The organism is Salinivibrio sp. IB872 (genome assembly GCF_001995345.1).
GTDB classification, from domain to species: Bacteria; Pseudomonadota; Gammaproteobacteria; order Enterobacterales; family Vibrionaceae; genus Salinivibrio; species Salinivibrio proteolyticus.
This window is the reverse complement of record NZ_MUFO01000020.1, coordinates 1-14,399: the sequence shown is the minus strand read 5'-3', so window position 1 is coordinate 14,399 and position 14,399 is coordinate 1. Positions and strand designations below refer to the sequence as shown.

Below are 14,399 nucleotides of genomic sequence, written 5' to 3'. Positions count from 1 at the left end.
TTTCTATCTTTTTAGTTGCGTGTCGAGAAACGATATCCTGCGCCACGTACGGTTTGCACTAACTTATCATGGCCGCCCGCTTCAAGCGCTTTGCGCAAACGCCGGATATGCACATCAACGGTACGATCTTCAACATACACATTGGTACCCCAAACGTTATTCAAAAGCTGCTCACGGCTGTAGACACGCTCTTGGTGCGTCATAAAAAAGTGCAACATTTTAAATTCGGTTGGCCCCATATCGAGCGGTTCATCATTGGCCGTCACACGGTGCGAGACAGGGTCTAACTTGAGGCCTTGTACATCAATCACATCGTCCAGTGTGGTCGGTGATACGCGACGCATCACCGCTTTTAAGCGTGCCATGAGCTCTTTCGGAGAGAAAGGTTTGGTAATGTAATCATCCGCGCCAACTTCTAGGCCTCGGACTTTATCTTCCTCTTCCCCACGCGCGGTCAGCATGACTACAGGAATTTGTCGGGTCAGTTCGTCGCGCTTAAGGTGCTTGATCAAGTTAATCCCCGATCCGCCCGGTAACATCCAATCCATGAGGATCATTTCCGGATAAGGCTCGCAAATTTGCGCCAGCGCTGAGTCGTAGTCTTCGGCCTCTACCGTTTGGTAGCCTTTTTGCTCCAGCACAAAGCACAGCATCTCTCGGATCGGCGCTTCGTCCTCAACAACTAAAATCCTTCTAACCATGATAATTACCTAGTGTTATCATTTAACTGGCGCCATTATGTGGATTTATTATGACATTTTTGTGACCCAGCGCGAGCAAATTCCCCACCCTTTGTGCATGCTGTGACCTAGCCAACACCTTGCTGTGTGACCAGCACGCGACTTGCACCTCCGCCCTGACTGTCTACGCGAACTTGGGCGCCAATCCGCTCGACCAACGTACTCACATGAGAGATCACACCAATTTGGCGTCCATCCGCCTGCAGGGTATCGAGACACGACAGCGCCATCTCTAAGCTGTCAGGGTCCAAGGTGCCAAAGCCTTCATCGATAAACAGCGATCCTAACTGACGGGTATCTGCCGCTAATGAGGCGAGCGCCAGTGCCAGCGACAAAGAAACCAAGAAACTCTCTCCTCCAGAGAGGGATTCCACGCTGCGCACTTCATCTCCCATATCATGATCCACCACCTGCAATGCTAACAAACTGTCGGGTACGGTTTGCAGCGCGTAGCGAGGGGAAAGCGAAGCAAGGTGCTCGTTGGCAATCTCCACCAGCTGGGCGAGTGTGAGTGATTGGGCAAGGTTACGAAATTTGGCACCGCTGGCCGAGCCAATTAAGTCGGCCAGTTTTAGCCATTGTTCCGTTTTGCTGCGTTGGGTATCAATTTTGTCCGTTAAACTCCCCGCTTGCTGACGTGCCTGCTCGGCTTGCGTCAGCCGATGACGAATATCGAACACACGCTGCTCAGCCTGCTCTTGCGCGTGTTGCCACTCGGCTTGCTGCGTCTCCAAGACTGTCTCGTCATCTGTCAGCGCTTGTTCATCAAACCACGCTTTGGCGGTCGCAATGGCCTGATGACAATGATTTAGCTGCTGTTCACGTTCTTCAAAGCGTGTTTTTGCTTCCTGATAGCGCGCCTCAATCTGGTTTAAAGCTTGGCGTTCATCCGCCCGCCAAGCCTCGCTCAATGATAAATGCGCCATCAAAGTATACTGACTCATTCCCAGCGCAGGTTGCCACTGGATCCAACGCCTAACGGCGGTACGATAGTGCTGATTAGCATCTTGCCGTTGCTGCTGCAAAGTTTGCTGACGGGCTTGCAAGCCGGCGCGTTGTTCACTGGCTTGCGTATACGCCTTTTCCGCCTCAGCTCGACGCTGGCGCTGCGCGTCTATGCGTGATTTGTACTCAGTTTCTAAGCTCGCAAGATCCTGATCCCCCACCAGCGCTTGCCGCGCCGCCATACGCTGCTGATGTTGTTGCGCCAAGTTCACCAACTGCGTCTGACGTGACTGAATGGCATCTGACAAGCTCTGACACTGCTGTGTGAGCGTGGCAAGCTCGGTGTCGGTACGCTGCTTTTCTTCCGCCATCCCCTCACGCTCCGCTTGCAAAGCGCGGTATTGCTGGATTTTTTGCTCCATTTGCCGAATGTAACGTGCGGAGCCAACTTGCTGTAAGCTGGCCTGCCATTGGCCTTTGCCTAGCTGTTTATCGAGTGCTTCGCAGCGACTATCACGCTGAGCTTGTTGCTGGTGCCATTGTTCGTCAATGGCGCTAAGGCGTGTTTCACATTCGGTTAGCGCTTGGTCTAAGTGATGACGACGGGCAACAAGCTGCTCTCGAGCTTGTTGCAACTCACTGAGTGCCGCATCAATCTGCTGAATATGGGCAAGCTGTTGCTGACGTTCGGTCATGGCTTGATAACAGGCCACGTAGTCCGCTTGCGTCTGTTGGGCACGAGCTTCAATATCGATGAGCACATCACGCAGTGGCGTCTGCCTGTCGATGTCACTATCCAATTCAGCGATGGCAACACGCAGCCCTTTTTCGTATTGATCACGCTCCGCCTGCCACACTTGTCCCTGCTCTCGCAACTCAGCACATGCATGCTCACTTTGTTGGTGTTGCTTTTGCCAGTAGAAGTATTCTGCTTGGCTTTGATTGAGTGTCGCTTGCAGCTCAGCAAGACGCGTTTGCTGCTGATCAATCAAGCTTTCCACTACAGGCGCATGGTGTAAGTAAGGATGCTCAGTCGCCCCACAAAGCGGACAAGGGTCTCCCTCGTTAAGCGCTTGACGCAAGTCTTCCAACTCCATCACGGCCATCGCTTGCTGCAAACTGTGACGTGCTTCGTCAACCTGAGCTTGTTGGCGCGTTACCGTGTCTTTCAAACGCGTTAGGTGGGTTTGGCTATCGCGGAAAATGGCATCAAATTTTTCGAACTCCAACTGATTATGTTGGCAGCGCTCGTCCCAGTATTGCCAGTTATGTGCTTCATTTAAAACCGCCTCTTGTAGACGACGGATCGACTGCAATTGGCTATAGCGCGCTTGTTCGGCTTCTTGCTCCGCGATCAGGCGATCGGGTTCTGCAGCCGCTCGTTTTGTTTTTAACTGGTCACTGCTGGCATCCACTTGCGCAATATCCTGCTCAAGCTTATCGCGCTGAGGGCGCCATTGCTGGGCTTGCTGCTGTCGCTGTCTGTGCTCATCACTCAGTGCGGCTAGCGCATCTTGGCAATCAAGAAACTGCTTGAGGTTGTCAAACACCGGCTGATAGTGCTCAGCCACGTGACCGAAATCGCCAAACGCTGCCAGTTGCTCAGCAATGATCGTTTCACGATGCACCAAATGCTGTGCATGGGCACGGGTTTGCTCAAGGGTCTGTTGCGCTTGACGCCATTTTTGCTGTTCTTCATTGAGGGTAATGTTTTGCTCGCGCATTTGCTCATCAAGACTGGCTAATTGGGTCTCGATTTGCTGAGCCTCACGCACCTTCGGCTCTATATCAGCCCACGCTTGCTCGGCGTCGGTCAATGCGCGATTGGCTTCTCGCCAACGATCCGCTTGTTGCTCATAGTCGGCTGCAACAGCCTGTTCATCTCGGGCTAGCGCAGCAAGATCCTTCCCCAAACATACGGACTGCCACTGGTAACGCTGCAGCGCATTGAGATCCTCTCGCGCCGCTTGGGCACGTTCAATCTGTGCCAATGTCTCTCGGCGCGCTTCCACACCCGCTTTTTCTTGTTCCGCCTCATCCAGTGCCACTTGCGCGTCATCAAGCGCTTGTTGCGCCTGCGCTAAGTGGGTATGTTGCTGGCGGTAGTCGTTCAGCATTTTGAGTTGGTGTTGATGATGTTTGACCGCCTGTTGGCATTGGGCTTGTTCATCCACCAATTGCTGCTCTTCATCTTCGCTCAGGAGCTGAATGTCACCGAGCTGTTGCATGAGCTGATCCAGTGCTTGTTTTTCATCACGGGCACGCTCATGGGCCATTTGGGATAAACGGCTGTAAATTTCGGTGCCAGTCATCCGCTCCAGCAGTGCTGCGCGATCATCTGCTGACGCTTTCAAAAAAGCCGCGAAATCCCCTTGGGGGAGCATCACCGCACGACGAAACTGCTCGTAGCTGAGCCCGACCAGACGCTCAATTTCACTGAGCACTTCCTGTTTCTTTCCTGCAAAACGTTGGCCGGTGGTGAGGTTTTCGAGCCAATGCTCACTGGCTTGGATCCGGCCATCGGCTTTTCCTCGCGCGCGACGTACCGACCAATGGGCACGCCAGCGACTGCCGTCATGGGCAAAGAAGTCGACTTCTGCGTAACCTTCACCTTTTCCTCGCGACAAAATACTGCGCACATCGTTGGCTTTAACTCGGGTTGCAGGATCGCCGAGACCAATATCCGCATCGTTCTTTTTGTTGGCTTGAAAGCGCGGGATTTTGTCATATAACGCAAGACAGATAGCATCTAACAACGTGGATTTACCGGCCCCCGTTTTGCCGGTGATCGCAAACAAACCGCTATCACCCAAAGGGCCCTTTGAAAAGTCCAACTCAAACGGGTGTTGAATACTGGCCAGGTTCTCGCCACGTAATGCCAGAATTTTCATCGTTTATTGGTCCTCATCCTGTTCCAGTTGTTCAAGCAAATGTGAAAAAGTCGCTGCGATAGCCGGATCCGGCTCACCTTGATATTTTTGCTGCCAGCCGTGACGGAAAACTTGAAACGGCTCGACATCAGACAAGCGCTGCTCACGAAATTGGCGCTCGTGGGTGCGGTCACGATAGTGCGGCGTTATCTTCGCCAAACGGATAGGCTGCCCCTCTAGCGCCGCGAGGATCTTCTCACGCAACATCGGTTGCGGGGCATCCAATAGAACAGGCACTTCCAATAACGGCTGCATATCCAGCGATAGTGAGGAAAGGGTCAGCGCCTGCAGCGCTTCTATCACTTCATTAAGCGGAGCAGGCTTGTCTGGCACACGCAGTAAGTCGACCTGTCGCGGTACTTCAAGAGAGCGAATATCGGCAAGCTGCGCCCCCTCTAACGTGACAGCGAGCACTTGATGGCGATAGTGTCGCTCTGACAGAGACAGTGGGATCGGCGAACCACAATAGCGAATTCGCTCTTGCTTCGCGACTCGCTGGGCAAGGTGCAAATGTCCAAGTGCCACATAGGCAACATCCTTGGCAAAAATATCAGCCGGCAGCGCATGCTGGTTGCCCCCGAGAATGCGTCGCTCAGACATTTCTGATAGCTGCCCACTCGCCATATAAACATGCCCCATCGCAATCAGCGCTTGGCTCCCCGTGCATTTGGCGCGCGCCGCTTGTTCAGTTTGCTGATAAATCTGTCGCACCCCTTCGATGAGACGATCATCGTCTTCCCCCAATCCTTCCGTGCGTAAATCACTGCTACGTAAAAAAGGCACAGCCATCACCCAAGCGGCGGTTTGCCCCTGTTTGTCCGTCACCGGCACCATCATACGCTCAGTATCTAAACTACCATCGCTGTGCCGTGAGATAGCACCAATTAAGTGTAAATCAAAGGCTTTGAGTAGCTCGTGTGGCGCATCGAGTTTGCTAGGTGAGTCATGGTTCCCACCGGTAATAATCACATTCAGTTGGGGCAATGCCTTAGCCACATCCGCTAAGAAGCGGTATAGCATACGCCAAGCGCTGGCAGGCGGATTGGCACTATCGAAGATGTCTCCGGCAACCAACAAGGCATCCGCTTCTTCATCTATCAATTGCTGCTGTAGCCAATCAAGAAACGCTTGGTGCTCTTGCTGACGATCATAGCCATGCAATTGGTGGCCAAGGTGCCAATCTGAGGTATGAATGATTTTTAACACTGCTGGGGTTATCCGTTGGTTGAAAAAAGACGAGCTCATGGACACTCGCCAATGTCGCGAGCCGGGTAAAATTCTACGCTAATTGCAGCGACATTCGAGGATGAATGCAATACCATGTTGGCTTTCTCACAACTGGATGGATAAAGCCTCGCCATGATTTGGTTTAAGAACTTACTCGTCTACCGCCTCACCCGTGACATTCCTCTCGATCCCGAACAGCTCGAAAGCCAACTCAAAGAGTTCGACTTTACCCCTTGCGGCAGCCAGGACATGCAGAAGTTCGGCTGGGATAAAGCATTGGGTAAGCACGGCGACATGCTGACCCATGTCAGCGGTGGCAATATTTTGATCCGGGCACGCAAAGAAGAAAAGCTGCTCCCTGCCTCGGTGATCAAAGATGCGCTAGAAGAAAAAGTTGATGCCATGGAGCAAGCCCAAGGCCAACGTTTGAAAAAACGTGAGAAAGACAGCCTAAAAGATGATGTTGTCATGGAGTTGCTCCCGCGCGCTTTTACCCGCCAAAGCCAGATGTGCGCCCTTCTCATGCCGGCAAAAGGGCTGGTTCTGGTCGATGCGGCCAGTATTAAAAAAGCCGAAGAGCTACTTGCCTTACTCCGTAAATCCATCGGTAGCTTACCGGTTGTGCCCGTCGAAACCCAAACACCGGTGGAACACGCCATGACAGAATGGGTTAAACAAAGCAGCGCGCCTCAGGGCTTCCACCTTGGTGATGAGGCTGAACTCAAAGCACTGCTTGAAGAAGGTGGGGTGATTAAATGCAAACAGCAAGATCTCACCAGTGAAGAAATTCACGCTCACCTCGATGCCGACAAACAAGTCACCAAACTCGCCATGGACTGGCAAGAACAAATCCATTTTGTGTTGGGCGATGATCTCAGCCTTAAACGCCTGAAGTTTTCAGAAGAGTTACGCGATCAAAACGCGGATATCGACCGCGAAGATATCGCAGCCCGACTGGATGCTGACTTGTCGTTGATGTGCGGTGAGCTCGATGTATTACTTGATGGATTATTCACGACCCTCGGCGGTTTACAAACCGACTAGTCGCCCGAGTGAGCCTTTGCATACTGATGCAACAGGCTTAATCCACACAAAGACTAGGTAATTCCTGCTGGTAGTGTGGGCACTGTCACAGTAAAATAGCGCCCACACTCACCTTCACTATGAAGGTGCCTGACTTACACTCAGACTTTAGCTAGGAATTATGTTTACTCCAGAACTACTCTCACCCGCCGGTAGCCTTAAAAACATGCGCTACGCATTCGCCTATGGGGCTGATGCCGTTTACGCCGGACAACCGCGTTACAGCTTACGTGTGCGTAATAACGAATTTAACCACGAGAACTTGAAAATCGGGATCGATGAAGCCCACGCTCAGGGCAAAAAGTTCTATGTGGTCTGTAACATTCAGCCGCACAATGCCAAGCTGAAAACCTTTATCCGCGATTTACAACCTATCATCGATATGGGTCCTGATGCGCTGATCATGTCAGATCCGGGCCTTATCATGATGGTGCGAGAGCATTTCCCCGATATGGCAATTCACTTGTCAGTACAAGCCAACGCGGTGAACTGGGCGACAGTGAAGTTCTGGTATTCGCAAGGCGTTGAGCGCGTAATCCTTTCACGTGAGCTGTCGCTTGAAGAGATCGAAGAGATCCGCAAACAATGCCCAGAGATGGAGCTTGAAGTGTTTGTGCACGGCGCACTGTGCATGGCTTACTCGGGTCGTTGTCTGCTCTCCGGCTACATCAACAAGCGCGACCCTAACCAAGGTACCTGTACCAATGCGTGCCGCTGGGACTATAAGGTTCACGAAGCCAAAGAAGACGATGCCGGCCAAGTGGTACAAGTACAAGAAGTCACGCCAACATTGGGTGAAGGTCAGCCTGTCGACGATGTGGTTTTGCTTGAAGAAGGCCGTCGCCCCGGTGAATTAATGGCCGCTTATGAAGATGAGCACGGCACTTACATTATGAACYCAAAAGACCTCCGTGCCATTCAGCACGTTGAACGCTTGACCCAAATGGGCGTTCACTCGCTGAAAATCGAAGGTCGGACGAAGTCCTTCTACTACTGTGCTCGAACAGCCCAAGTTTATCGTCAGGCGATTGATGATGCCGTGGCCGGTAAGCCTTTCGATGAAAGCCTCATGAGCACACTGGAAAACCTCGCGCACCGCGGTTATACCGAAGGCTTCTTACGTCGCCATACACACGACAGCTACCAAAACTATGATTACGGCTATTCAGTCTCTGACCAACAGCAATTTGTTGGTGAGTTTACCGGTAAGCGCCGTGGCGATTTAGCGGAAGTTGCCGTGAAGAACAAGTTTGTTTTAGGTGATAGCCTTGAGCTCATGACGCCGAAAGGCAACGTCCACTTCACTCTTGAAGTCATGGAAAACCGCAAATCAGAGTCTATCGACGATGCCAAAGGTAATGGTCACTTTGTGTTTATTCCTGTGCCAGAAGATATGGACTTGGAATACGCACTACTGATGCGTAACCTACAATCAGGTCAAGATACGCGTAATCCATCAGGAAAGTAGTATGGCATTACTCATCACGGATAAATGCATAAACTGCGATATGTGTGAACCCGAGTGTCCCAACGGGGCTATCTCGATGGGTTCAGAGATCTTTGAGATCGAGCCAGATTTATGCACCGAGTGTAAAGGTCACTACGAAAAGCCGACGTGCCAGTCAGTCTGCCCGATCTCCAAATGCATTATCACCGACCCTGATAATGTCGAGACCGAGGAGCAACTCCTAGAAAAGTTTGTGGTCATTCAAGGGATGGCCTAAACCATTAAAAGCGCCGCAAGGCGCTTTTTTTATGTCTATATCAACCTACAACAGTGAACTATTGCTAAGCGCGTAGCAGTAATGCACGACAGTCTAGAGTAATGAAGTTGCATTGAGACACTCAGGCTCGCACATATCGCAGTTTATGCATTCATCAAGCCGCGACTAAGCATGCGTTAGTAAAAACGTATAGTGAAAGGCGAGCGAAACACTCCACGCCGTGCAATTCTCTAACATGAATAAGCTCTTGAATTAGGGACGCCTTAAACGCAAAAACCCCAGCATTTCAGCTAGGGTTTATAAGTAGTGGCGGAGTGGACGGGAGTCAACGCGCACTGCAAGTGCCGCGACCAAGACGTCAGGCTCAGGGGAGCTTAAACGCAAAAAACCCCAGCTTTTCAGCTAGGGTTTCTAAGTAGTGGCGGAGTGGACGGGAGTCAACGCGCACTGCAAGTGCCGCGACCAAGACGTCAGGCTCAGGGGAGCTTAAACGCAAAAAACCCCAGCTTTTCAGCTAGGGTTTCTAAGTAGTGGCGGAGTGGACGGNGACGATGTCGATGCTTTGGTATTTGGCAGGGGTAGAGGGATTCGACCGGGCTGGCGACCCAGCCCCCAACACGCCTTTTTTGTCGTTTGCATGTTCTCAGCTATCTCTTATCGGATTACGAGAAGCTTGATGATTCACATACAAAAAAGCACCGACGATGTCGATGCTTTGATGTTTGGCAGGGGTAGAGGGATTCGAACCCCCAACACGCGGATTTGGAATCCGCTGCTCTGCCAATTGGAGCTATACCCCTGTAGATAGGTGCCTATTGTAGCGATCCCGCTACAAATTACCACCACCAATTACGCTTCAGACGTTTGATCGCTTATTTATAAAGCAAATCGCCCCAACGACCCAATAACAAAAAACCCCAGCTTTTCAGCTAGGGTTTCTAAGTAGTGGCGGAGTGGACGGGACTCGAACCCGCGACCCCCGGCGTGACAGGCCGGTATTCTAACCAACTGAACTACCACTCCGCACCAATTCTGTATGATTAAAGGCTTATATCTCTTTGCTTTAATCAATTGTATTCAAAGCCTGGCGATGTCCTACTCTCACATGGGGAGACCCCACACTACCATCGGCGCNCTGAACTACCACTCCGCACCAATTCTGTATGATTAAAGGCTTATATCTCTTTGCTTTAATCAATTGTATTCAAAGCCTGGCGATGTCCTACTCTCACATGGGGAGACCCCACACTACCATCGGCGCTGCTTCGTTTCACTACTGAGTTCGGCATGGARTCAGGTGGGTCCAAAGCGCTATGGTCGCCAAGCAAAATTTTGTCTGGAAAAAAATTTAACGCACTTCAGTGCGGCCCGTCAGGGTCAAATACAAGGATGTATTTGATAAATTCGTTCCTAAATCTAGAAAGCTGTTCGTTCTCGCCACAATCAACTGGCTTATTTCAAGTCCAACCCAAAACCTCTTGGGTGTTGTATGGTTAAGCCTCACGGGCAATTAGTACAGGTTAGCTCAACGCCTCACAGCGCTTACACACCCTGCCTATCAACGTCGTMGTCTACGACAACCCTTTAGAGAGCTCGAAGCTCTAGGGATGACTCATCTCGGGGCCAGCTTCGCGCTTAGATGCTTTCAGCGCTTATCTGTGCCGAACTTAGCTACCGGGCAATGCGTCTGGCGACACAACCCGAACACCAGCGGTTCGTCCACTCCGGTCCTCTCGTACTAGGAGCAGCTCCCCTCAATCATCCAACGCCCACGGCAGATAGGGACCGAACTGTCTCACGACGTTCTAAACCCAGCTCGCGTACCACTTTAAATGGCGAACAGCCATACCCTTGGGACCGACTTCAGCCCCAGGATGTGATGAGCCGACATCGAGGTGCCAAACACCGCCGTCGATATGAACTCTTGGGCGGTATCAGCCTGTTATCCCCGGAGTACCTTTTATCCGTTGAGCGATGGCCCTTCCATTCAGAACCACCGGATCACTATGACCTACTTTCGTACCTGCTCGAGCCGTCACTCTCGCAGTTAAGCGGGCTTATGCCATTGCACTAACCTCACGATGTCCGACCGTGATTAGCCCACCTTCGTGCTCCTCCGTTACTCTTTGGGAGGAGACCGCCCCAGTCAAACTACCCACCAGGCACTGTCCTCACCCCGGATAACGGGGCTAAGTTAGAACATCAAACATACAAGGGTGGTATTTCAAGGATGGCTCCACAGCAACTGGCGTCGCCGCTTCAAAGCCTCCCACCTATCCTACACATGTAGGCTCAATGTTCAGTGCCAAGCTGTAGTAAAGGTTCACGGGGTCTTTCCGTCTAGCCGCGGGTACACAGCATCTTCACTGCGATTTCAATTTCACTGAGTCTCGGGTGGAGACAGCGTGGCCATCATTACGCCATTCGTGCAGGTCGGAACTTACCCGACAAGGAATTTCGCTACCTTAGGACCGTTATAGTTACGGCCGCCGTTTACCGGGGCTTCGATCAATGGCTTCTCTTGCGATAACCACATCAATTAACCTTCCGGCACCGGGCAGGCGTCACACCGTATACGTCATCTTTCGATTTTGCACAGTGCTGTGTTTTTAATAAACAGTTGCAGCCACCTGGTATCTGCGACTGCCCATAGCTCCATCCGCAAGGGACTTCACCGCGGGCAGCGTACCTTCTCCCGAAGTTACGGTACCATTTTGCCTAGTTCCTTCACCCGAGTTCTCTCAAGCGCCTTGGTATTCTCTACCCGACCACCTGTGTCGGTTTGGAGTACGGTTGCTACTTACCTGAAGCTTAGAGGCTTTTCCCGGAAGCATGGCATCAATGACTTCACCACCTTGGTGGCTCGACATCGTGTCTCGGCCTTRATTTCCCGGATTTGCCTAAGAAATCAGCCTACGCACTTGAACCTGGACWACCATCGCCAGGCCCACCTAGCCTTCTCCGTCCCCCCATCGCAGTAAGCAGCAGTACGGGAATATTAACCCGTTTCCCATCGACTACGCCTTTCGGCCTCGCCTTAGGGGCCGACTTACCCTGCCCCGATTAACGTTGGACAGGAACCCTTGGTCTTCCGGCGAGGAGGTTTTTCACCCCCTTTATCGTTACTCATGTCAGCATTCGCACTTGTGATACCTCCAGCATGCCTCTCAGCACACCTTCAACRGCTTACACAACGCTCCCCTACCCAATATCCATAAGGACATTGCCGCAGCTTCGGTGTATCGCTTAGCCCCGTTACATCTTCCGCGCAGGCCGACTCGACCAGTGAGCTATTACGCTTTCTTTAAATGATGGCTGCTTCTAAGCCAACATCCTGGCTGTCTGAGCCTTCCCACATCGTTTCCCACTTAGCGATAACTTTGGGACCTTAGCTGGCGGTCTGGGTTGTTTCCCTCTCCACGACGGACGTTAGCACCCGCCGTGTGTCTCCCGGATAGTACTTACTGGTATTCGGAGTTTGCAAAGGGTTGGTAAGTCGGGATGACCCCCTAGCCTTAACAGTGCTCTACCCCCAGTAGTATTCGTCCGAGGCGCTACCTAAATAGCTTTCGGGGAGAACCAGCTATCTCCGAGTTTGATTGGCCTTTCACCCCTAGCCACAGGTCATCTCCTAACTTTTCAACGTTAGTGAGTTCGGTCCTCCAGTTGATGTTACTCAACCTTCAACCTGCCCATGGCTAGATCACTCGGTTTCGGGTCTAATGCTAGCAACTRYACGCCCAGTTAAGACTCGGTTTCCCTACGGCTCCCCTATGCGGTTAACCTTGCTACTAACATTAAGTCGCTGACCCATTATACAAAAGGTACGCGGTCACCCCACWWGGAGGCTCCCACTGCTTGTACGTAGACGGTTTCAGGTTCTATTTCACTCCCCTCACAGGGGTTCTTTTCGCCTTTCCCTCACGGTACTGGTTCACTATCGGTCAGTCAGGAGTATTTAGCCTTGGAGGATGGTCCCCCCATGTTCAGACAAGATATCACGTGTCCCGTCCTACTCNAAAGGTACGCGGTCACCCCACATGGAGGCTCCCACTGCTTGTACGTAGACGGTTTCAGGTTCTATTTCACTCCCCTCACAGGGGTTCTTTTCGCCTTTCCCTCACGGTACTGGTTCACTATCGGTCAGTCAGGAGTATTTAGCCTTGGAGGATGGTCCCCCCATGTTCAGACAAGATATCACGTGTCCCGTCCTACTCRWTTTCACGACTAAGGCGCTGTCGGTTACGGGGCTATCACCCTTTATTGCCAGGTTTTCCAACCTGTTCACCTAACGCCTAAGCCGCTTAAGGGCTGCTCCGGGTTCGCTCGCCGCTACTGCCGGAATCTCAATTGATTTCTTTTCCTTCGGGTACTTAGATGTTTCAGTTCCCCGAGTTCGCCTCTTAGCGCTATGTATTCACGYTAAGATACCTGCTTATGCAGGTGGGTTTCCCCATTCGGAAATCCCAGACTCAAATGGCTTTTACTGCCTTATCTGGGCTTATCGCAAGTTAATACGTCCTTCATCGCCTCTGACTGCCAAGGCATCCACCGTCTACGCTTANCGGGTACTTAGATGTTTCAGTTCCCCGAGTTCGCCTCTTAGCGCTATGTATTCACGYTAAGATACCTGCTTATGCAGGTGGGTTTCCCCATTCGGAAATCCCAGACTCAAATGGCTTTTACTGCCTTATCTGGGCTTATCGCAAGTTAATACGTCCTTCATCGCCTCTGACTGCCAAGGCATCCACCGTCTACGCTTAGTCACTTAACCATACAACCCCAAAAGGTCTTGCATGTAAAACAACTAAGGTTTTGTTTTTGCCGGACTCAAAATAGAGACTTTGCTTATCACTAAGACAAAGCCCAAGCACACTTGATTGTGTGAGTGACATTTCTGTCACTGATTGAGAACTTTACTGTCATTCTTTAAAGAATGACTTGTCAGCTTTCCAGATTGTTAAAGAGCATCTCTTTTCAGAGTAACGCTAAAAGCGTTAACCAATGGCTTGCCATTAGTTAGCGCTTTCCAATATGACCGTGCAATCTGTGTGAACACTCGCAAGAATAGCGTCAGTAAGGAGGTGATCCAGCCCCAGGTTCCCCTAGGGCTACCTTGTTACGACTTCACCCCAGTCATGAACCACACCGTGGTAAACGCCCTCCCGAAGGTTAAGCTATCTACTTCTGGTGCAGCCCACTCCCATGGTGTGACGGGCGGTGTGTACAAGGCNAAGAATGACTTGTCAGCTTTCCAGATTGTTAAAGAGCATGGGTTTGCCATCAGGCAAGCCACTTTTTAAAGATTCTTAAGGAAAAACCTTTAAAGAGTGGTGGAGCTAAGCAGGATCGAACTGCTGACCTCCTGCGTGCAAAGCAGGCGCTCTCCCAGCTGAGCTATAGCCCCACATTGATATTGCTTTGACCAACACATTTGGGGATGTGTTGGTGGGTCTGAGTGGACTTGAACCACCGACCTCACCCTTATCAGGGGTGCGCTCTAACCACCTGAGCTACAGACCCATCATAAGCAATGATGCTCTCTTTAATTTTGACCGTGCAATCTGTGTGAACACTCGCAAGAATAGCGTCAGTAAGGAGGTGATCCAGCCCCAGGTTCCCCTAGGGCTACCTTGTTACGACTTCACCCCAGTCATGAACCACACCGTGGTAAACGCCCTCCCGAAGGTTAAGCTATCTACTTCTGGTGCAGCCCACTCCCATGGTGTGACGGGCGGTGTGTACAAGGC

The 14,399-nt window shown here is 51.5% G+C and carries 6 protein-coding genes, 4 tRNA genes and 3 rRNA genes; 3 read left to right on the top strand and 10 right to left on the bottom strand.

The features are described from left to right. Nucleotides 1–11: 11 nt before the first annotated feature. The 3 genes from phoB to BZJ18_RS09960 all read right to left on the bottom strand — a co-directional run bounded on the left by phoB (nt 12) and on the right by BZJ18_RS09960 (nt 5,860). A complete protein-coding gene (gene phoB, locus BZJ18_RS09970; protein WP_069590589.1) occupies nt 12–701 on the bottom strand; it encodes a phosphate regulon transcriptional regulator PhoB in 690 nt (229 codons plus the stop codon). A 107-nt stretch (nt 702–808) separates the two neighbouring features. Then, nucleotides 809–4,576, bottom strand: a complete 3,768-nt coding sequence (locus BZJ18_RS09965; RefSeq protein WP_077456407.1) for an AAA family ATPase — start codon at nt 4,574–4,576, stop codon at nt 809–811. Between the two features lie 3 nt (nt 4,577–4,579). Continuing rightward, on the bottom strand, nt 4,580–5,860 hold the full coding sequence (locus tag BZJ18_RS09960) for an exonuclease SbcCD subunit D C-terminal domain-containing protein (RefSeq protein ID WP_077456405.1): 1,281 nt from the start codon (nt 5,858–5,860) through the stop codon (nt 4,580–4,582). Between the two features lie 117 nt (nt 5,861–5,977). On the opposite strand from BZJ18_RS09960, the gene rdgC reads away from it, so the two are divergent. From rdgC to BZJ18_RS09945, 3 genes are all read left to right on the top strand, one after another. Further along, nucleotides 5,978–6,886, top strand: a complete 909-nt coding sequence (gene rdgC, locus BZJ18_RS09955) for a recombination-associated protein RdgC (protein ID WP_198532228.1) — start codon at nt 5,978–5,980, stop codon at nt 6,884–6,886. Between the two features lie 160 nt (nt 6,887–7,046). Further along, nucleotides 7,047–8,393 carry a prephenate-dependent tRNA uridine(34) hydroxylase TrhP gene (gene trhP / locus BZJ18_RS09950; RefSeq protein ID WP_077456401.1) on the top strand — a complete coding sequence of 449 codons (1,347 nt, stop codon included), beginning with the start codon at nt 7,047–7,049 and terminating at the stop codon, nt 8,391–8,393. Nucleotide 8,394: 1 nt separating this feature from the next. Then, the gene (locus BZJ18_RS09945) at nt 8,395–8,649 is read left to right on the top strand and encodes a YfhL family 4Fe-4S dicluster ferredoxin (protein ID WP_069590579.1); all 255 of its coding nucleotides are present in this window, start codon (nt 8,395–8,397) and stop codon (nt 8,647–8,649) included. A 723-nt stretch (nt 8,650–9,372) separates the two neighbouring features. On the opposite strand, the gene BZJ18_RS09940 is transcribed toward BZJ18_RS09945, so the two are convergent. The 7 genes from BZJ18_RS09940 to BZJ18_RS09910 form a co-directional block, all read right to left on the bottom strand. Further along, nucleotides 9,373–9,449 (bottom strand) — tRNA-Trp (locus BZJ18_RS09940). Between the two features lie 146 nt (nt 9,450–9,595). Continuing rightward, a tRNA-Asp gene (locus BZJ18_RS09935) sits at nt 9,596–9,672 on the bottom strand. Between the two features lie 186 nt (nt 9,673–9,858). Next, a 5S ribosomal RNA gene (gene rrf / locus BZJ18_RS09930) occupies nt 9,859–9,974 on the bottom strand. A gap of 164 nt (nt 9,975–10,138) precedes the next feature. Next, nucleotides 10,139–13,227: ribosomal RNA gene (locus BZJ18_RS09925) — 23S ribosomal RNA — on the bottom strand. Nucleotides 13,228–13,980: 753 nt separating this feature from the next. After that, nucleotides 13,981–14,056, bottom strand: a tRNA-Ala gene (locus tag BZJ18_RS09920). Nucleotides 14,057–14,095: 39 nt separating this feature from the next. Continuing rightward, a tRNA-Ile gene (locus BZJ18_RS09915) sits at nt 14,096–14,172 on the bottom strand. Nucleotides 14,173–14,243: 71 nt separating this feature from the next. Further along, nucleotides 14,244–14,399, bottom strand: a 16S ribosomal RNA gene (locus tag BZJ18_RS09910); the annotation flags it as partial.

Bases quoted from the DNA above. Each gene is read 5' to 3' on its own strand.
- phoB (WP_069590589.1), bottom strand. From the start codon at position 701: ATGGTTAGAAGGATTTTAGTTGTTGAGGACGAAGCGCCGATCCGAGAG.
- BZJ18_RS09945 (WP_069590579.1), top strand. From the start codon at position 8,395: ATGGCATTACTCATCACGGATAAATGCATAAACTGCGATATGTGTGAA.
- BZJ18_RS09965 (WP_077456407.1), bottom strand. From the start codon at position 4,576: ATGAAAATTCTGGCATTACGTGGCGAGAACCTGGCCAGTATTCAACAC.
- BZJ18_RS09960 (WP_077456405.1), bottom strand. From the start codon at position 5,860: ATGAGCTCGTCTTTTTTCAACCAACGGATAACCCCAGCAGTGTTAAAA.